General features: G+C 65.4%; 18 protein-coding genes. 6 read left to right on the forward strand and 12 right to left on the reverse strand.

The window, feature by feature from the left end:
- Window positions 1–14 precede the first annotated feature (14 nt).
- From DSM43276_RS05250 to DSM43276_RS05270, 5 genes are read right to left on the reverse strand one after another with little or no spacing between them, the layout of a single operon-like run.
- Window positions 15–788, reverse strand: a complete 774-nt coding sequence (locus DSM43276_RS05250) for an enoyl-CoA hydratase (protein WP_078329399.1) — start codon at window positions 786–788, stop codon at window positions 15–17.
- Complete coding sequence (gene mmsB, locus DSM43276_RS05255; RefSeq protein ID WP_078329400.1) at window positions 785–1,666, reverse strand: 3-hydroxyisobutyrate dehydrogenase; 882 nt, start codon at window positions 1,664–1,666, stop codon at window positions 785–787. The genes DSM43276_RS05250 and mmsB overlap by 4 nt, the downstream gene beginning before the upstream one ends.
- Window positions 1,663–2,694, reverse strand: coding sequence for an enoyl-CoA hydratase/isomerase family protein (locus DSM43276_RS05260; protein ID WP_078329401.1), 1,032 nt, complete (start codon window positions 2,692–2,694; stop codon window positions 1,663–1,665). The genes mmsB and DSM43276_RS05260 overlap by 4 nt, the downstream gene beginning before the upstream one ends.
- Complete coding sequence (locus DSM43276_RS05265; RefSeq protein WP_078329402.1) at window positions 2,691–3,839, reverse strand: isobutyryl-CoA dehydrogenase; 1,149 nt, start codon at window positions 3,837–3,839, stop codon at window positions 2,691–2,693. The genes DSM43276_RS05260 and DSM43276_RS05265 overlap by 4 nt, the downstream gene beginning before the upstream one ends.
- Before the next feature lie 2 nt (window positions 3,840–3,841).
- On the reverse strand, window positions 3,842–5,359 hold the full coding sequence (locus tag DSM43276_RS05270) for a CoA-acylating methylmalonate-semialdehyde dehydrogenase (RefSeq protein ID WP_078329403.1): 1,518 nt from the start codon (window positions 5,357–5,359) through the stop codon (window positions 3,842–3,844).
- 313 nt (window positions 5,360–5,672) lie between these two features.
- On the opposite strand from DSM43276_RS05270, the gene DSM43276_RS05280 reads away from it, so the two are divergent.
- On the forward strand, window positions 5,673–6,518 hold the full coding sequence (locus DSM43276_RS05280) for a Bax inhibitor-1/YccA family protein (RefSeq protein ID WP_078329404.1): 846 nt from the start codon (window positions 5,673–5,675) through the stop codon (window positions 6,516–6,518).
- A gap of 52 nt (window positions 6,519–6,570) precedes the next feature.
- On the opposite strand, the gene purT is transcribed toward DSM43276_RS05280, so the two are convergent.
- From purT to DSM43276_RS05295, 3 genes are all read right to left on the reverse strand, one after another.
- Complete coding sequence (gene purT, locus DSM43276_RS05285) at window positions 6,571–7,770, reverse strand: formate-dependent phosphoribosylglycinamide formyltransferase (protein ID WP_078329405.1); 1,200 nt, start codon at window positions 7,768–7,770, stop codon at window positions 6,571–6,573.
- A gap of 94 nt (window positions 7,771–7,864) precedes the next feature.
- Entirely contained in the window at window positions 7,865–9,082 is a 1,218-nt protein-coding gene (locus tag DSM43276_RS05290; protein ID WP_078329406.1) for an acetyl-CoA C-acetyltransferase, read from the reverse strand.
- 49 nt (window positions 9,083–9,131) lie between these two features.
- Window positions 9,132–10,139, reverse strand: a complete 1,008-nt coding sequence (locus tag DSM43276_RS05295; RefSeq protein ID WP_078329407.1) for an SGNH/GDSL hydrolase family protein — start codon at window positions 10,137–10,139, stop codon at window positions 9,132–9,134.
- A 190-nt stretch (window positions 10,140–10,329) separates the two neighbouring features.
- Here DSM43276_RS05295 and DSM43276_RS05300 point away from each other — a divergent pair, with 190 nt between their 5' ends.
- From DSM43276_RS05300 to DSM43276_RS05315, 4 genes are all read left to right on the forward strand, one after another.
- On the forward strand, window positions 10,330–11,406 hold the full coding sequence (locus DSM43276_RS05300) for an alpha/beta hydrolase (RefSeq protein ID WP_078329408.1): 1,077 nt from the start codon (window positions 10,330–10,332) through the stop codon (window positions 11,404–11,406).
- A gap of 57 nt (window positions 11,407–11,463) precedes the next feature.
- The gene (locus DSM43276_RS05305) at window positions 11,464–12,873 is read left to right on the forward strand and encodes a cystathionine beta-synthase (protein WP_078329409.1); all 1,410 of its coding nucleotides are present in this window, start codon (window positions 11,464–11,466) and stop codon (window positions 12,871–12,873) included.
- Window positions 12,874–12,979: 106 nt separating this feature from the next.
- A complete protein-coding gene (locus DSM43276_RS05310) occupies window positions 12,980–13,558 on the forward strand; it encodes an RDD family protein (RefSeq protein ID WP_078329410.1) in 579 nt (192 codons plus the stop codon).
- Window positions 13,559–13,621: 63 nt separating this feature from the next.
- Window positions 13,622–14,794 (forward strand): cystathionine gamma-synthase, encoded by a 1,173-nt coding sequence (locus tag DSM43276_RS05315; protein ID WP_078329411.1) that lies wholly within the window; start codon window positions 13,622–13,624, stop codon window positions 14,792–14,794.
- Window positions 14,795–14,797: 3 nt separating this feature from the next.
- Here the strand turns inward: DSM43276_RS05315 and DSM43276_RS05320 are convergent, their stop codons facing one another.
- Both DSM43276_RS05320 and DSM43276_RS23760 read right to left on the reverse strand, forming a co-directional pair.
- The gene (locus DSM43276_RS05320; protein WP_078329412.1) at window positions 14,798–15,469 is read right to left on the reverse strand and encodes a GOLPH3/VPS74 family protein; all 672 of its coding nucleotides are present in this window, start codon (window positions 15,467–15,469) and stop codon (window positions 14,798–14,800) included.
- Window positions 15,430–15,645: a hypothetical protein gene (locus DSM43276_RS23760; RefSeq protein ID WP_234803014.1), complete on the reverse strand. Its 216-nt coding sequence runs from the start codon at window positions 15,643–15,645 to the stop codon at window positions 15,430–15,432. Before DSM43276_RS23760 ends, DSM43276_RS05320 begins: the two co-directional genes overlap by 40 nt.
- Here DSM43276_RS23760 and ilvA point away from each other — a divergent pair.
- On the forward strand, window positions 15,607–16,755 hold the full coding sequence (gene ilvA / locus DSM43276_RS05325; protein ID WP_234802634.1) for a threonine ammonia-lyase: 1,149 nt from the start codon (window positions 15,607–15,609) through the stop codon (window positions 16,753–16,755). The two genes, DSM43276_RS23760 and ilvA, sit on opposite strands and share 39 nt — an antisense overlap.
- A gap of 95 nt (window positions 16,756–16,850) precedes the next feature.
- On the opposite strand, the gene greA is transcribed toward ilvA, so the two are convergent.
- Window positions 16,851–17,345: a transcription elongation factor GreA gene (greA, locus tag DSM43276_RS05330; RefSeq protein WP_078325120.1), complete on the reverse strand. Its 495-nt coding sequence runs from the start codon at window positions 17,343–17,345 to the stop codon at window positions 16,851–16,853.
- A gap of 264 nt (window positions 17,346–17,609) precedes the next feature.
- Window positions 17,610–18,029, reverse strand: coding sequence for a DUF4307 domain-containing protein (locus DSM43276_RS05335; protein ID WP_078329413.1), 420 nt, complete (start codon window positions 18,027–18,029; stop codon window positions 17,610–17,612).
- Window positions 18,030–18,083 lie beyond the last annotated feature (54 nt).

Below are 18,083 nucleotides of genomic sequence, written 5' to 3' on the forward strand. Positions count from 1 at the left end.
GTTCCGATGAATCTTTACCGGTGAATGAAGTTGGCAGGACGCTTCTCAACGAATGCGGCCATACCCTCTGACTGGTCCGCGGTTCCGAACGCCGAGTGGAAGATCCTGCGCTCGAACAACAATCCCTCGGTCAGGCTGGACTCGAAGGCCCGGTTGACGGCTTCCTTGGCCATCATGGAGGCCGAGAGTGACATCTCCGAGACGGTCTTGGCGACGGCCTTGGCCTCGTCGAGCAGGCTCTCGGTGGGGACCACGCGCGACACCAGGCCGCTGCGCTCGGCCTCGGCGGCATCCATGTTGCGCCCGGTGAGGATCATGTCCATGGCCTTCGCCTTGCCGATGGCGCGCGTGAGCCGCTGCGACCCGCCCATGCCGGGCAGCACGCCCAGCTTGATCTCGGGCTGGCCGAACTTGGCGTTTTCGGCGGCGATGATCAGGTCGCACATCATGGCCAGCTCACATCCCCCGCCGAGGGCGTATCCGCTCACGGCCGCGATGGTCGGGGTGCGCACGGCGCCCAACTTGCCCCAGGCGGCGAAGAAGTCGGAACCGAACATGTCACTGAACGACTGGTCGGCCATTTCCTTGATATCCGCGCCCGCTGCGAAGGCCTTCTCGCTGCCGGTGATGACGATCGCTCCGACGCCGTGATCGGCATCGAATTCTGCTGCGGCGGTGGTGACCTCGTTCATCACCTGCGAGTTCAGCGCGTTGAGCGCCTTGGGCCGGTTCAGGGTGATGACAGCGACCCGGTCGATCTGCTCGGTGAGGATGGTTTCGAAAGTCATGACACTCCTTGAATTCGCGTGAAGATCGCCGAGAAGTCTAGGCCCGAGCCGCCCGAGGTATTGAAGTCGTCGTAGATATGGGCTGCGGCCAGGCCCAGCTGTGCATCAACTCCGTTGGTGCGCACCGCATTGGCGGCCAGTCCCAAGTCCTTGGCCATCAGGGCGACGGCGAAGCCGGGCGCGTAGTCGCGATTGGCGGGGCTGGTGGGCACCGGGCCGGGCACGGGACAGTTCGACGTGAGTGCCCAACACTGGCCCGAGGCATTGGCGGCGACGTCGAAAAGAGCCTGATGGCTCAGGCCGAGCTTCTCGCCCAGCGCGAACGCCTCGCTGATCGCGATCATCGACACCCCGAGGATCATGTTGTTGCAGATCTTCGCGGCCTGTCCCACGCCGGGGCCGCCGCAGTGCACGATGCGCTTGCCCATTGCCGCCAGAATCGTTTCGGCGTCGCCGAATACGGCGTCTTCGGCGCCCACCATGAACGTCAATGTCGCCGCGGTAGCGCCGGGAACTCCGCCCGATACCGGAGCGTCGGCGAAGCGATGTCCCGCAGTGGTCGCCGCCTCATGTGCGGCGCGCGCATCGGCCACGTCGACGGTGGAGGAGTCGATGAACAGCGTGCCCGGACGCGCCGCGGGCAGCAGGTCCTGATACGCGGCGAGCACATGCTCACCCTTGGGCAACATGGTGATCACCACATCGGCAGTCGCGGCAGCCGCCGCCCCCGATTCCGCCAGCGGCACACCGGCCTCGGTGGCGGCTGCGCGTGCCTGCTCGGACAGGTCGAAGGCGGCCACGGTGTGCCCGGCCTTCGTGAGGTTGACCGCCATCGGTAATCCCATGTGGCCCAGGCCGATAAAGGCAATATTTGTCATGACCACTCCAAATCATCGCTGACTGGTTGGAAGAAGGCCTGGACATCGGCCTTGGTGACCGCGGCGAGTGTCTTCGGATCCCACTGTGGGTTGCGATCCTTGTCGACCAGCTGCGCCCTGATGCCCTCGACGAGGTCGTGGGAGCTCACCGATTGGCTGGACACCCGATACTCCTGGGTGAGCACCGCTTCCAGCGAGGGCAATTCGCGGGCCCGTCGCACCGCGGCGAGCGTCACCGACAATGCGATGGGGGATCGGGTCAGGATCTGATCGGCGGCAGCGCGGGCTCGCTCGTCGCCGTGCGCCTGCAGCGCCGCGACAATGTCGGCGACGGTTTCCCCCGCATAGCACTCGTCGATCCAACTACGTTGGGTCAAAAGGTCACTCGAGGGAGCAATGGCGCCATGCACCGCGAGCGCGGTGGCAATGTCGCTGTCGATGATGGCCCTGGTGAACTTGGCGAGTCGGTCATGCGGCACGTAGTGGTCGGCGAACCCCAATGCGATGGCGTCGGCACCGGAGAACGGGGCGCCGGTGAGTCCGGCGTGCAATCCAAGCTGGCCCGGGGCACGGGAGAGCAGATAGGTTCCGCCCACATCCGGGATGAATCCGATCCCCACCTCGGGCATGCCGACCTTGGAGGTATCCGTGACGATGCGAGTGTTGGCATGCCCTGCCACTCCCACCCCACCACCCATTACGATGCCATCCATCAGCGCCACATACGGTTTCGGGAACCGGCCGACCTGCGCGTTGAGCTGGTACTCCTCGCGGAAGAACCGGCGGGCAACGACACCGTCGATCTTGGCGCTGTTGTGGATCTCCACCACGTCGCCGCCCGCACAGAGGCCGCGCTCACCGGCGCCCGAGAGCACCACCGCACGCACCGCGTCGTCGGCCTCCCATTCGGACAGGGCCGCCGACATCGCGGTGATCATGTCGTTGGTCAGCGAGTTGATGGCCTTGGGACGGTTGAGCGTCAGCAGACCGACACCCTTTTCGACCCGCGTCTCGATCTGATCCGTCACGCGGGGAGCCCTTCCTGGATAAGCTTGCGGGACACAATGACTCGCATGATCTCGTTGGTTCCTTCCAGAATTTGGTGCACCCGTAGGTCACGCACAATCTTCTCGATGCCGTATTCGGCCAGGTAACCGTAGCCACCGTGTAGCTGCAACGCCTCGTTGGCCACCGTGAAACCTACGTCAGTGGCAATGCGTTTGGCCATGGCACAGAGTTCGGCCGCGCGCGGATCGCCCTCGTGTACCGCAGAGGCCGCACGCCAGACCATGGTGCGGGCCGCTTCCAGCTCGGTGGCCATATCGGCGAGCCTGAACTGCAGCGCCTGGAACTTGATCAGCTCGTCACCGAATGCCTTACGCGTGCGCAGGTACTCGATGCTCTTCTCCAGTGCCGAGCGGGCACCACCGAGCGAGCAGGACGCGATGTTGAGCCGGCCGCCGTTGAGGCCGCGCATCGCGATGGTGAATCCGATGCCTTCCTCGCCGATTCGGTTGCCCACCGGCACCCGGGCGTCCTCGAAGACAACCTGCGCGGTGGGCTGAGCGTGCCAGCCCATCTTGCGCTCGGGGGGCCCGAAGGACAGCCCCGGGGTGTCCTTGGGCACCACGATGGTGGAGATGCCCCGCGGGCCGGGACCGCCGGTGCGTGCCATCACCACGTAGAGGTCCGCCGCCCCGGCACCGGAGATGAACTGCTTGACGCCGTTGAGCACGTACTCGTCTCCCTGCCGAACCGCGCTGGTCCGCAAGGCCGATGCGTCACTGCCGCATTCGGGTTCGGTCAGGCAGTAGGCCCCGATCGTCTCCATGGTGCACATCGAGGGCAGCCATCGTTGCCGCTGTTCCTCATCGCCGAATTCATCGATCATCCAGGCGGCCATGTTGTGGATGGAGATGAACGCCGAGACGGCGGAGCACCCGGTGGCCATCGCCTCGAAGATCACCGAGGCATCCAGGCGGGTGAGCCCGGAGCCGCCGACATCGGGGTTGATGTAGATGCCACCCATGCCCAGTGCGGCGGCCTTAGGGAACACCTCGACCGGGAAGTGCTTGTCGCGGTCCCATTCCAGGGCGTGCGGCGCGATGTGGACGTCGGCGAATTCCCGTGCCGTGTTCCAGATTTCGCGCTGCTCGGCGGTTAGTGAAAACACCGCTAGTCCATGGTCGGAATGACGAAGGAGGCGCCCTCTTTGGTGCCCGAAGGCCAGCGCTGGGTCACCGTCTTGGTCTTGGTGTAGAACCGGATCGAGTCGGGTCCGTGCTGGTTGAGGTCGCCGAACCCGGATCGCTTCCAGCCGCCAAACGTGTGGTACGCCACCGGAACCGGAATCGGCACGTTCACTCCGATCATTCCGGTGTTGACCTTGGCGCAGAAGTCACGTGCGGTGTCGCCGTCGCGGGTGAAGATCGCGACACCGTTCCCGAACTCGTGTTCAGAGGGCAGGCGCAGCGCCTCGTCGTAATCCTTGGCGCGCACCACCGACACCACCGGTCCGAAGATCTCTTCCTTGTAGATGCGCATCTCGGGCGTCACGTGATCGAAAAGTGATGCCCCGATGAAGAATCCATCTTCGTGGCCATCGACCGTAAGGTCGCGGCCGTCCAGGACCAGCTGCGCACCCCCGGCGATGCCGATATCGATGTAGTCGCGCACCCGCTTGAGTGCGTCGGCGCCCACCAGCGGGCCGAAGTCGACGCCATCGTCCAGGGACGGTCCGACCACCAGCTCGCGGGCGCGCTTGGTCAGACCGTCGACGAGCCGCTCGGCGGTGGATTCACCGACAGGTACCGCGACCGAGATCGCCATACAGCGCTCGCCGGCCGAGCCGTAACCCGCACCGATCAGCGCATCGATGGCCTGGTCGATGTCGGCGTCCGGCATGATGATCATGTGGTTCTTGGCGCCGCCAAAGCATTGAGCCCGTTTGCCGTTGGCCGTGGCGGTCTCGTAGATGTATTGCGCGATCGGGGTGGATCCGACGAATCCGACCGCGGCGATGCGCGGATCGTGCAGCAGCGCGTCCACGGCAGTCTTGTCACCGTTGACGACGTTGAAGACACCCGGCGGCAGTCCTGCTTCGAGAAACAGCTCGGCAAGACGTAGCGGCACCGAGGGGTCACGCTCGGAGGGTTTGAGCACGAAGGCATTTCCACACGCCAGTGCGGGGCCGGCCTTCCAGAGCGGAATCATGGCGGGGAAGTTGAACGGGGTGATGCCTGCGACCACGCCGAGGGGCTGGCGGATGGAGTACACGTCGATACCCGTGCCTGCTCCGCTGGTGTACTCGCCCTTGATGAGGTGTGGAATGCCGGTGGCGAATTCGCACACCTCAAGCCCGCGTTCGATATCGCCCTTGGCATCGGCGTGGGTCTTGCCGTGCTCCTGGGACAGCATCGTGGCCAGCTCATCGATCTCCGCGCGGACCAGGTCGACAAACTTGGCGAGCACACGTGCGCGTTGCTGGGGGTTGCGCGCGGCCCAGCCGGGCTGAGCTTCCGCGGCGTTCGCGATGACGGCCTCGACTTCGGAAACGTCCGCCAGTGGCACCTGTCGCACCGGCTTGCCCAGTGTCGGGTCATAGACGTCGGCGAAGCGGCCGGAGGTGCCGGGAACGCGCTTACCGGCGACGAAATGCGTCAGTTTGGGCAGGGAATCAGGTAACGAACTCATGGTGTAGCCCCTTGGGAAGCGGTTGGAAATCCGGGAGGTCGGCGCTTCTGAATCTAGTTGGACATCCATGTAATGTCTAGTAGGACTTCCAGCTAAAAACCCTACTGTTCACAGGGATCTCACAGGGATTTGCCGCCACCGTGGAGTCTGGGCGGTAGTCTGAGCTCAGACGTGGCCGGACAGCCGCAGGGACCAGTGGCGTAAGCGCGGAACTCTTGCACTTTCCTGCTCGTTGAATCACCAGTTGACTCGTTAACGTCATCTGCGGAGGCCGCGCATCGCGGTACCGCACTTCCAGGAGAGGATCACGACGGTGCGAACCACCAGCAATCCCATTCTTCGGACGCTGCCCGGAAAAGAGGGTGGCGGCTATGCGCAGTTCGGGGCGGGCGCTGCAGGTGCCGGTGCCATGGCGGCCCAGCAGATGCGACAGGACCCGTACACCGCTTACCCGGAGGCCCAGGCCGGCGTATCCCGGCCGCTGACGATCGACGACGTGGTCACCAAGACCGGAATCACCCTCGGGGTGATCGTCGCCGTCGCCATCGCCTCCTACTTCCTCGTCAGTGCCAACACCGCGCTGGCGATGCCGTTCCTGCTCGTGGGTGGGCTCGGCGGCCTGGTGATGGTGATGATCGCGAGCTTCGGGCGTAAGCAGGACAACCCGGCGATCGTGCTGAGCTACGCCGCGCTCGAGGGTCTGTTCGTCGGCGCCATCTCCTTCGCGCTGACCTTCCAGGTTGCCGGTGCCAACGCCGGCGCCCTGATCGGCCAGGCGGTGCTCGGCACCGTCGGCGTGTTTATCGGCATGCTGTTCGTCTATCGCTCCGGTGCCATCCGCGTCACGCCCAAGTTCCAGCGGATGCTGCTGGCCGGTCTGGTCGGCGTGCTGGTGCTGGCGATGGGCAACATTGTGCTCGGATTCTTCGGCATCGACATGGGCCTGCGCAGCGGTGGACCGATCGCGATCATCTTCTCGCTCGTCTGCATCGGTCTGGCCGCGTTCAGCTTCCTGATCGACTTCGACGCCGCCGACCAGATGGTCCGTGCCGGTGCACCGGAGAAGGCCGCCTGGGGCATCGCCCTCGGCCTGGCCGTCACCCTGGTCTGGCTCTACGTCGAGATCCTGCGGCTGCTGAGCTACTTCCAGAACGACTAGTACTCACGATAGAAAAAGGGGCGCCCCGCGCCAGGGGCGCCCTTTTTTCGTGTCAGTGAGAAACGCGGACCCGCTGCGCGGCTTCGGTGGCATTGCGCCGCGCGGTCTCCACGTTCGCGTCGTATGCCAGGGCCACGCCCATGCGGCGGGTGACGAAGCTTTCCGGCTTGCCGAACAAGCGCAGATCAGTACGCGGCACGCGCAGGGCGTCCTCGACACCGTCGAATACGACGCCCTCGGCGTCGACCCCGCCGTAGATGACCGCGCTGGCACCGGGGGTTTTCAACGTCGTGTCGACGGGAAGCCCGAGGATGGCGCGGGCGTGCAGTTCGAATTCGTTCTGCCACTGCGTGATCATGGTGACCATTCCGGTGTCATGCGGGCGTGGGCTCACTTCGCTGAAATACACCTGGTCGCCCTTGACGAAGAGCTCGACGCCGAAAATGCCCTGCCCGCCCAAGTTTTCGGTGACGGCGAGGGCTATCCGCTGTGCACTCCGTAAGGCAGCGTCCGACATGGGGTGCGGCTGCCAACTCTCGACATAATCGCCGTTGGCCTGGCGATGCCCAATTGGCGCGCAAAAGCTGGTCTCGATCTCCCCGCTTTCGCCCAGCGCCCGGACCGTCAACAGCGTGATTTCGTAGTCGAATTCGACGAATCCCTCGACGATCACGCGCGTGTTGGTTACCCGGCTGCCTGCCATGGCGTAATCCCAGGCGGCGCTGACATCAGCGGGGCCGTCCAGCTTGCTCTGCCCCTTGCCGGAGCTGCTCATGAGCGGCTTGACGACGCACGGGTACCCGACACCGCCGTCGATCGCGGCCTGTAGTTCGGCGAGCGAGTCGCAGAATTGGTAAGGGCTGGTGGGCAATCCGAGTGTTTCGGCCGCGAGGCGGCGGATGCCTTCGCGATCCATGGTGAGCCGTGCGGCTCGAGCGGTGGGGATCACCCGTACGGCGCCCTCAGCCTCCAGCGCTTCCAATGTCGCGGTGGCGATCGCCTCGATCTCCGGTACGACGAGATCGGGCTTCTCCGCCTCGATCAACGCGCGCAGCTGCTCCGGGTCGGACATCGAGATGACGCGCGCGTGATGGGCCACTTGGTGGCCGGGGGCGTTCTGATAGCGGTCGACGGCGATGGTCTCAACGCCCAGCCGTTGCAGAGCGATCAGCACCTCACGGCCCAATTCGCCGGAGCCGAGCAGCATGACCCGCGTCGCGCGCGGTGACAGGGGAGTTCCGATAGTGGTCATCGCGACTGAATCTTAGTGTCGCCGAGACCGAGGTTATGGCGGGAATGTGCGAGACGAACTCGCCACAACCTCGGTTTCGGCGCTGACGAGCTAGTTAGGCGAGCCGCTCGATGACCATCGCCATGCCCTGGCCGCCGCCGACGCACATGGTCTCGACGCCGAAGGTCTTGTCGTAGGTGGTCAGGTTGTTGAGCAGCGTGGCGGTGATGCGCGCGCCGGTCATACCGAAGGGGTGGCCCAGGGCGATTGCACCGCCGGACACGTTGAGCTTGTCCTCCTCGATGCCGAGCTCACGAGCCGAACCCAGCACCTGCACCGCGAATGCCTCGTTGATCTCGAACAGGTCGATATCGCCAATCGACTTGCCCGCATTCGCCAGTGCGCGCTTGACGGCCTCGATCGGTCCCAGGCCCATGATCTCCGGGGACAGGCCGGACACGCCGGTGGACACGACGCGCGCCAGCGGGGTCAGACCCAGCTCCTTGGCGCGAGTGTCGCTCAGGATGACCAGAGCGGCCGCACCATCGTTGAGGGGGCAGGCGTTACCGGCGGTGATGGTGCCGTTGGGGCGGAACACCGGCTTCAGCTGGCTGATCGCCTCGTAGGTGGTGCCGGCGCGCGGGCCGTCGTCCTTGGACACGACGGTGCCGTCGGCCAGGGTCACCGGGGTGATCTCACGCTCGAAAAAGCCGTCGGCGATGGCCTTTTCGGCCCGGTTCTGGCTGCGCACACCCCAGTGGTCCTGGTCCTCACGGCTAATGCCGGTGTGCAGTGCCACGTTCTCGGCGGTCTGGCCCATCGCGATGTAGACATCGGGGGTCAGGCCGTCGTTACGCGGGTCATGCCATTCGGTGGCACCTTGCGCGGCAGTGACGGTGCGGGCCTCGGCATCGCCGTACAGCGGGTTGTGGCTGTCCGGCCACCCGTCGGAGGTGCCCTTCGGGAAACGCGAAACCGTCTCCACGCCAGCGGAAATGAAGGCGTGGCCCTCGCCGGCCTTGATGGCGTGGAACGCCATCCGGGTGGTCTGCAGTGAGGACGAGCAGTAGCGGTTGACGGTGGTGCCGGGTAGGAAGTCGTAACCCAACTGCACCGCCACGGCACGACCGATGTTGAAACCGGCCTCACCGCCGGGCTGACCGCAGCCCAGCATCAAGTCGTCGATGTCCTTGGGGTCCAGTGCGGGCACCTTGTCGAGCGCGGCGCGCACCATCTGGGCGGCCAGGTCGTCCGGCCGCATGCTCACCAGCGAGCCCTTGCCTGCGCGCCCGATGGGGGAGCGGGCGAGGGAAACGATCACGGCTTCGGGCATGAAAACTCCTGATATAGGGGAATTAGTACTCGTTCTACTCCCCTGGAATCTAATGCAGCGACGCGACGGGCAGATTGTCGGGCTGGGCAGCGGGCTGGCCGACCGCTACCCCGATCTCCGTAGCAGCGCGCCGCCAGATCCTTCCCATGACGCGCATCCGAGCGCCGATGGTCTGCGCCTCCGCGGCGGCGGACACCCATGGCAAATCCGGAATGGGTCCTCCCGTCCATTCGCCGAGGGCATGCGCGACGGCCGGGAGCAACAGCCGCGCTGCCAGCGCGTATCCCGCGGCCGATGGGTGGTAGTGGTCGTCGGCGAACATCTCCTCGGGTGCCTGCAGAAACTCCGGTGAGAGCAGATCAGCAAGCGGGACAGGCACGCCACCGGCAGCCCGCACCGCCGCCGCCTGGAAATGGGCAAGGCGTAGCCCGCGGGATCGCACCACCGCGCGCAGCGGCTGCGGTATCGCGGTGATCACCCCGAAATCGGGGCAGGTACCCACCACCACGGCCGACCCGGCCGCGCGCAGACGCCGCACGGCCAGACCCAGGCGCTGCGCGGAGGCCCGCACCGCGTTGAGCGAGGTCACGTCGTTGGCGCCGATCATGATCACGGCGATGTCCGGCGGCGGGCCGATGATCGACATGGCGTCGATCTGCGCGGCCAGCCCCTTGGATGTCGCACCCGATATCGCCTTGGTGGACAGCCGGATTCGCTTCCCAGATTCTTCGGCCAAGCCGCGCGCCAGCAGCACCCCGGGCACCTCGTCGGGTATGTGGCAGCCATAGCCGGTGGCTGTGGAGTCTCCGAAGATCGCCAGGTGCAGGTCGTACTGCACGCCGCGGCTGTATCTGGTCACCGGAGCGCCACCGGGTTCGTACAGGCCGTCGGCCACCGGGGGAGCGTCGTGAGTCTTCGGGATCACCAGGCGAACCTGTCTGGCCTGGGAGTTCAGAAAGCTGTACGCGCCCCAGAGCCCGGTACCCATCGCCGCACCCGCGGCCCCGGTGCTCAGGGCCGCCCAGATCGTCCGTCTGCGTGTGGCGAGGATGCTCACGGTGGCTATTTTCACGGAAGGCGACACACCGCGCCAGTCCTCTGACCAGCATCACGCGAAATGAGGCGTGGACGATGCGGTATCGAAAGCGGTTTGTTGCCTGTTGATAGGTATAGTCCATCGGGCGCTAGCTCCCAGCTAGCAGCCTGAGTAGACGCAGGACACTGGCTAGGCAAAGGAGCCTGAACAGATGACCGCACCGAAGCGCACCCCCGAATACGGGCATGCGGGATCTACCGGATCCTCGCTGAACACGCTGGTACGCGCCCTTCCAATGAGCGATGGCGCCGCTGTCGAAGTGATCGAGGACGCGGCGAGTATGGCCGCGAGGCTGCTGGGATTCGGTGTCCGGATGACGGTGCGCACGGTGCTGCAGATTGGCAGCCACGCCCCCACTCTTCCTTACCCGTTTGGGCTGATCGAAGAACTCGGCCGGGTGCTGGTTGCCCCGCGCGGCACGGTCAAGGCGACCGTCACGCTGCCGAACACCAACGCGCGCCTGGTTCGCGCCAAGGGTGTCGGACCGGTGGACGGTACGGGCCGGGTGGTGCTGTACCTGCATGGTGGCGCGTTCATCGTGGGTGGCCCAAACACCCACAGCGCCATGGTTTCCACGATCTCCCAGCACGCCGACGCGCCATGCCTGGTGGTCGATTACCGCATGCCGCCCAAGGCCTCCCTGGATCAGGCTGTCGATGATTGTCTGGACGGGTACCGGTGGCTGCGGGCGCAGGGATATGCGGCGGAGCAGATTGTGCTGGCTGGCGATTCGGCCGGCGGTTTTCTCTCGGTGGCCGTGACCGAACGCTTGCTGGCCGAGGACGGTGAAGCTCCGGCCGCGCTGGCACTCATCTCGCCGCTCATCGAGCTGGATCCCGCGCCCAAGGTCGCGCATGAGAACGCCAAGACCGACCTGATGTTGCCGCCCAACTGCTTTGAGGCGCTGGAGAAGATCCTGACCAAGGCCGGCGGCGGGATCCCGCCGCGGGAGATCATCGACAAGGTCGACAGCCGGATGCCGCAGACGCTGGTGCATTGCTCCGGGTCGGAGGTGCTGCTGTACGACGCGCGCCTGCTGGGGCAGCGCCTCGCCGAGCAGGGTGTGCCGGTGGAGATCAAGATCTGGCCCGGTCAGATGCACGTTTTCCAGGTGGCCACCAAGATCGTGCCGGAGGCCAAGAGGTCGCTGGCGCAGATCGGTCAGTACATCCGCGATGCGGTGCCCGAGACTTCCTCGGCGGAGTTCGTCGCGCCAGCGGCGGTTTGATCACTCCGTTAGCTCCCCTGTGCGCGGGCCGGTCGCGGGTCTAATAGCGTTACCGGCATGCGCATCGCCCAGCATGTCTCCGATCTGATCGGTAACACCCCCCTCGTCCAGCTCAACTCGGTGGTGCCTCAGGGCCCCGGGGGTGCAGGAGCGGTGGTGGCAGCCAAGATCGAGTACCTCAATCCCGGCGGTAGCTCCAAGGACCGCATCGCCGTCAAAATGATCGAGGCTGCCGAGGAAGCGGGCCTGCTCAAGCCCGGTGGCACCATCGTCGAACCCACGTCGGGCAACACCGGCGTCGGGTTGGCGCTGGTGGCCCAGCGCAAGGGCTATCACTGCGTGTTCGTATGCCCGGACAAGGTCAGCGAGGACAAGCGGAATGTGTTGCGAGCCTATGGGGCCGAGGTCGTTGTGTGCCCCACGGCCGTGCCGCCGGAGCACCCGGACAGCTACTACAACGTCTCAGACCGTCTGGTGCGCGAGATCGACGGCGCCTGGAAGCCCGACCAGTACTCCAATCCGAACGGGCCGGCCAGCCACTACGAGACCACCGGCCCGGAGATCTGGGCCGATACCGACGGCAAGATCACCCATTTCGTCGCCGGGGTGGGAACAGGCGGGACGATCACCGGTGCGGGCCGGTACCTCAAGGAGGTTTCCGGTGGCGCCGTGAAGGTCGTCGGTGCGGATCCGGAGGGGTCCGTCTACTCCGGTGGCACGGGCCGCCCGTACCTCGTCGAGGGTGTGGGAGAGGACTTTTGGCCCACCGCGTACGACCCCAGCGTTGTCGACGAGGTCATCGCGGTATCCGATGCCGACTCGTTCGAGATGACACGCCGGCTGGCGCGCGAAGAGGGATTGCTGGTCGGCGGATCCTGCGGTATGGCAGTGGTGGCGGCAATTCGATTGGCTGAGAAGGCCGGACCCGATGCCGTGATCGTGGTGCTGTTGCCCGACGGTGGCCGGGGATACCTGTCCAAGGTGTTCAACGACTCGTGGATGTCCTCTTACGGGTTCCTGCGTAGCCGCCTCGATGGCAGCAAGTCTGAGCCCACGGTCGGCGACGTGCTGCGTGGAAAGTCCGGTGCGCTACCGGATTTGGTGCATACGCACCCGTCCGAGACGGTGCGCGACGCCATCGAGATCCTGCGCGAGTACGGGGTGTCGCAGATGCCGGTCGTCGGCGCCGAACCGCCGGTCATGGCCGGTGAGGTCGCCGGGTCGGTATCCGAAAGGGAGCTGCTGTCAGCGGTATTCGAGGGCCGGGCGCAATTGGCCGATGCCGTGTCCCAGCACATGAGTCCGCCGTTGCCGCTGGTCGGTGCAGGCGAGCCGCTGAGTACCGCGGGGTCCATGTTGCGTGACACCGATGCGGTGATGGTGATCGACGAGGGCAAGCCTGTCGGTGTCATTACCCGCCATGACCTGCTCGGATTCGTCTCCTCGGGTAGAGGCGTGCGGCACTGAATTTGGTCCCAAATCGTTTCACAGAAGCCAACCTGTGGAAACGCTGAAAGCGTAATGTGCTCTGTTGCTCGACGCTGATGCGTGTCATACGAACTGGAGGACAACCGTGACTGAAGTTCCACCACCCTCGCCGCAGGATCCGGGCGGGTACCCGCCGCCTCCTCCGGCAGCCGGTGCACCAGCCCTGCCGGGTAGCAATTTTGAGATCTGGATCAAGCGTGTCGGTGCCTGGATCATCGACCTCATCCCCTACGCCGTACTGGTCGGCATCGGCCAGCTGATCGCCGGCGCGACGATGACCTCCGACACGGAGTGCGTGGGCGAGGTGTACGGCGATCCCATGAGTGGTGGTGGGATGACCTTCAGCAGCTGCAGCGCCGGGTACTCCGGATTGGGTATTGCTGCACTGGTCGTGTTCTGGCTCCTGGGCGTCGGATGGCTCGTCTGGAACTGGGGCCTGAAGCAGGGCACCACGGGTTCAAGCATCGGCAAGGGTGTGCTCGGCATCCAGGTGCTCGGCGAGGCCACCGGCCAGCCGATCGGGTTCGGTATGTCCGTTGTCCGTTCGCTGGCGCATGTTCTCGACGCGATCATCTGTTACATCGGCTTCCTGCTGCCGTTGTTCACGCCGAAACGCCAGACGATCGCCGACATGCTAGTGAAGACCGTCGTCGTTCCCAAGTAGAAGTAACCCGATTGGCGGCGCTGGGCTGTCTCACTTCCACGGGTCCGTATAGGCTCGGACCTGATGAGTGAGCAGCGCAGCGCCGCCGACGCGTCTCGGTGGCAAGGGTTTTCCACAAGAGCCATCCACGGTGGCTTCCACGCCGATCCGCAGACCGGTGCGGTCAACGTGCCGATCTATGCCAGCTCGACGTTCGCCCAGGACGGTGTCGGTCAGCTGCGCGGTGGTTTCGAGTACGCACGCACCGGCAATCCCACCCGGGCGGTTCTCGAATCCTCGCTGGCGGCATTGGAAGACGCCCATTTCGGTCGGGCATTCAGCTCGGGGATGGCGGCCACCGACTGCGTCCTGCGCGCGCTGTTGCGCCCGGGTGATCATCTGATCATCCCCAACGATGCCTACGGCGGCACCTTCCGGCTGATCGATAAGGTTTTCTCGCAGTGGGGAGTTACCCACACCCCGGTCCCGGTGGCCGATGTCGACGCCATTCGTGCGGCGATCACCCCCAGCACCAAGCTGATCTGGCTCGAGACCCCCACCAACCCGCTGCTGAGCATCGCCGATATCGCGGCCGTCGCCCAGGTGGCAACCGAACATTCGGTGAAGCTCTTGGTGGACAACACCTTCGCATCGCCGGCGTTGCAACAACCGCTGAATCTTGGCGCTGATATCGCGTTGCACTCCACCACCAAATACATTGGCGGACACTCCGATGTGGTGGGCGGCGCGTTGCTCACCAATGACGAGGAGTTGGATACCGCATTCGCGTTCCTGCAGAACGGCGCGGGCGCCGTGCCGGGCCCGTTCGACGCCTACCTGACCTATCGGGGCATCAAGACATTGGCGCTGCGCATGCAGCGACACAGTGAGAACGCTCAAGCGGTGGCCGAGTTCCTGGCCGGCCATTCGGCGGTCGCGCACACTGTCTACCCGGGGCTGGACAGTCATCCCGGGCACGCGGTAGCCGCCCGGCAGATGCGTGGATTTGGCGGGATGGTCAGCGTGCGGTTGGCCGGCGGGCGTCAGGCGGCACTCGATTTGTGCTCGCGAACAGAGCTTTTCATTCTTGCTGAGTCCTTGGGCGGCGTGGAGTCGCTGATCGAGCATCCGGCTGCCATGACGCACGCGTCGACTGCCGGGTCACTGCTGGAGGTGCCCGAGGACCTGGTGCGGTTGTCGGTGGGTATCGAAGAGGTGGGCGACCTGATCGGTGATCTGGAACAGGCTTTGCGCTAACCGCTAGTTCATCGAATGAAGAGCCGCCGAGATCACCGCGGCAGTCACCGCGAGGTTGACCGCCGAGCCGCGATTGTCGCGGATCTGGGCCGACCATCCGCCGTCGGCGATTGTCTGCGACCATCGGGACACCTGCTGCTTGCCGACGGGGTCGAGGCTCAGTATCGCGTCGAAACCGTTGACCCCGTGGAGGACTGCGATGATCGCGGCGGTGCTGGGAGCGGGCGGGGCGTAGTGGAACAACACATCCGTGACGCCCTGTCGCACTGCGTTGGCGCGCTCGTTGTTGGTCACCGGCCAGTACTTCTCCGGGAAGAGACGGCTGCCCATGCGGACCGTGTGGATATCCCCGGTGATCTCCAGCCTGTGCAGCATCTGGGAGTTCACGCCGCGGCCAACCTTGGTGATCGCCTCGACCGGGCTCATGGGTCGTCGTCGCAGTCGGTGCGCCGCCCGGTCCAGTACTGGATCTCCGATATCCGGCGCCTGCAGCACCAGCAGATTGCCGGCCTTGGCCGGTTCACCGTGGGTGGCCGGTCGGACGCGTTGCGCCAGAGCAAGATCCAGGATGATCGCGGCGGCCAGGGCCTGTGTGCGCCGATCCTTGTCCAGCAGGGGCCGTCCGGAGGCATTGTTCAGCAACAGAAGCAGGAGGTCCTCCGCAATCTGTGGCATGAGGGGACAATAGCGGCAGAACTGGTGACATGATGCCTGGCATGGGCATCCAGGCAGCGGGAGCAACAGGGTTGGTGACGGTTGAGGAGATCCAGGAGGTGGCCGAGCGGCTTGCCCCTGTGATGCGGCGCACACCGGTGGTGGCCTTCCGTGCACTCAGTGAACGCTGCGGGCACGAGGTGCGTCTCAAATGCGAAAACTTGCAACGCACAGGATCTTTCAAACCGCGCGGCGCCTACAACCGGATCAGTCTGCTGCCCGACGACCAACGGGTGAATGGGGTGGTGGCCGCCAGTGCGGGTAATCACGCCCAGGGCGTGGCGTGGGCGGCGACTACACTGGGCATTCAGTCGACAGTGTTCATGCCGGTAGGGGCCGCGCTGCCCAAGATCGTCGCGACCCGTGCGTACGGCGCGACCGTGCACCTCACCGGCACCACCATCGATGATGCGCTGTTGGCCGCGACGGAGTTCGCGGCGGAGACCGGCGCGGTACTCATCCATCCCTTCGACCATCGGGACGTCGTGGCCGGGCAGGCCACCGTCGGGCTGGAGATTCTGGAGCAGCTTCCCGATGTCGGCACCATCGTGGTGCCCGCGGGCGGTGGCGGGCTTGTCGCGGGTATCGCCGCGGTGGTCAAGGCGGCGCGACCCGAGGTACGGATCGTCGCGGTGCAGGCGGCGGGTGCTGCCGCTTGGCCGCTGTCGTTGCAGGCCGGGCATCCGGTGGCACTGCAATCGATGGACACCATGGCAGACGGCATTGCGGTCGGTAAGCCGGGAGCCGTGCCGTTCGAGCATGTGGCCGCACTGGTCGACGACGTGGTCACGGTCAGTGAGGAGGCTCTGTCGCGCGGGCTGCTGCTGTGCCTGGAGCGGGCCAAGTTGGTAGTGGAACCTGCCGGCGCCGCCGCGGTGGCCGCGTTGCTCACGCTGTCCGCCGAGGAACTCCGTCTCAGCGGCCCGGTGTGCGCGGTGCTCTCCGGCGGGAACATCGACCCGCTGTTGCTCACCCATGTCATCACTCATGGTCTGCGGGCCGCCGGGCGCTATCTGACGGTGCGGGTGACCGTCGCGGACGCACCGGGTGGACTCTCGGGTCTCCTCGACGTCTTTCGGGCGTCAGGTGCCAGTGTCGTCGACGTCACGCACTGGCGTAACAGCGAGCGTCTGCGTCTGGGTGAGGTGGATGTGTTGGCTACCGTCGAAACGCGAGGGCCAGAACACCGTCAGGCCGTCCTCGACGCAATCGTCGCGGCCGGCCTGACGGTTCAAGAAGAGCGCTAGTCCCACACCCCTTACCCATCGAGCGCGAGCCTCACGCGGATTTCAGATCAGATTTCCGCGTGAGGCTCGCACTCGATCGACGAACTCATCGAGAATCAGTCGTGGTACGGCTCTGCGCTGACCAACGTCACCTTCACCTCGGCGCCGTTGGGCACGGTGTAGGTGCGAGTCTCGCCGACCTTGGCGTCGATAAGCGCCCCACCCAGCGGTGAGCTGGGGGAGTACACCTCGAGCTTGCCGTCCTTGACGCCCTCCTGGCGGGTGGCGATGAGGAAGGTCTCGGTGTCGTCTTTGTCGCCGTCGTAGTAGACCTTGACGACCGAACCGGGCAGCGCGACACCGGACTGCGTCGGGACCTCACCCACCTTGGCGTTGTTGAGCAGCTCTTGTAGCTGACGGATGCGAGCCTCCTGCTGACCCTGCTCTTCGCGGGCAGCGTGGTAGCCGCCGTTCTCGCGCAGGTCTCCCTCTTCGCGGCGCTCGTTGATCTCAGCGGCGATGACGGGGCGGTTGGCGATCAGTTGGTCGAGTTCCGCCTTGAGCCGATCATGTGATTCCTGGGTCAGCCAGGTCACCTGGGTGTCGGTCATGGTGCAGGTACTCCTTGTCTCAGGCCAGCAAAGTCCACTGGCGCTCCTCTATCGGGTGCCGGGTCGGGTGCATTGCTGCGGGATTGACTCTCCAGAATGCAGCAATACACGGTCCCAGCAGGGATCCGTGTATCCGGCCAGCATACCACTGTCGCTGTGATGTTCAGCCTATTTTTGGGCGAGGTTTGCCCGATGTGAACGTTGCCGACGTGTCTCTGTCGGCCCCGGCGCCGTCCCGTGGCGCCGATGCTCAGGAAATTGGGGTCAGGCCGCGATCAGATACGACGGAACCGCCAGGCTGCAGCCGTAAACATCCCCGGTCACGGGGGGCCGGGTCGACTTCACCAAGGCGGTGACCGGCACGGATCGCTGTGAGGACGGTGGCACCAGCACCTCGCGTCGTCCGGTCTCGCTGCCGTCGATAGAACGCGCCCGCAGGATGCAGACGGCCGGCTTAGACGGGTCCTTCCGTTCCACCGAGGCGGTGACGGAAACCGTCGACGAGTCCACGATCTTGTACGCGGAGAGTTCGCCCTTGACATCTCCTGGGCCCAATCGGGCATATCCGATCGCCGCGATCCCCACCCCGGCCACGATGACCAATGCGGTCAGCGCGATCGCGATCCAGCGGCCACGGTTGGGCTTGGCGGGCTTGGTCCCGTAACGGTCCTCTGGTCGCTGCACGGGTCAACGGTATGACGGGTATACCGGGGATGAAACGATGGGGGCGCGAGAGCA

The sequence above is a fragment of the Mycobacteroides salmoniphilum genome (assembly GCF_004924335.1).
In the GTDB taxonomy this organism is placed as follows: Bacteria; Actinomycetota; Actinomycetes; order Mycobacteriales; family Mycobacteriaceae; genus Mycobacterium; species Mycobacterium salmoniphilum.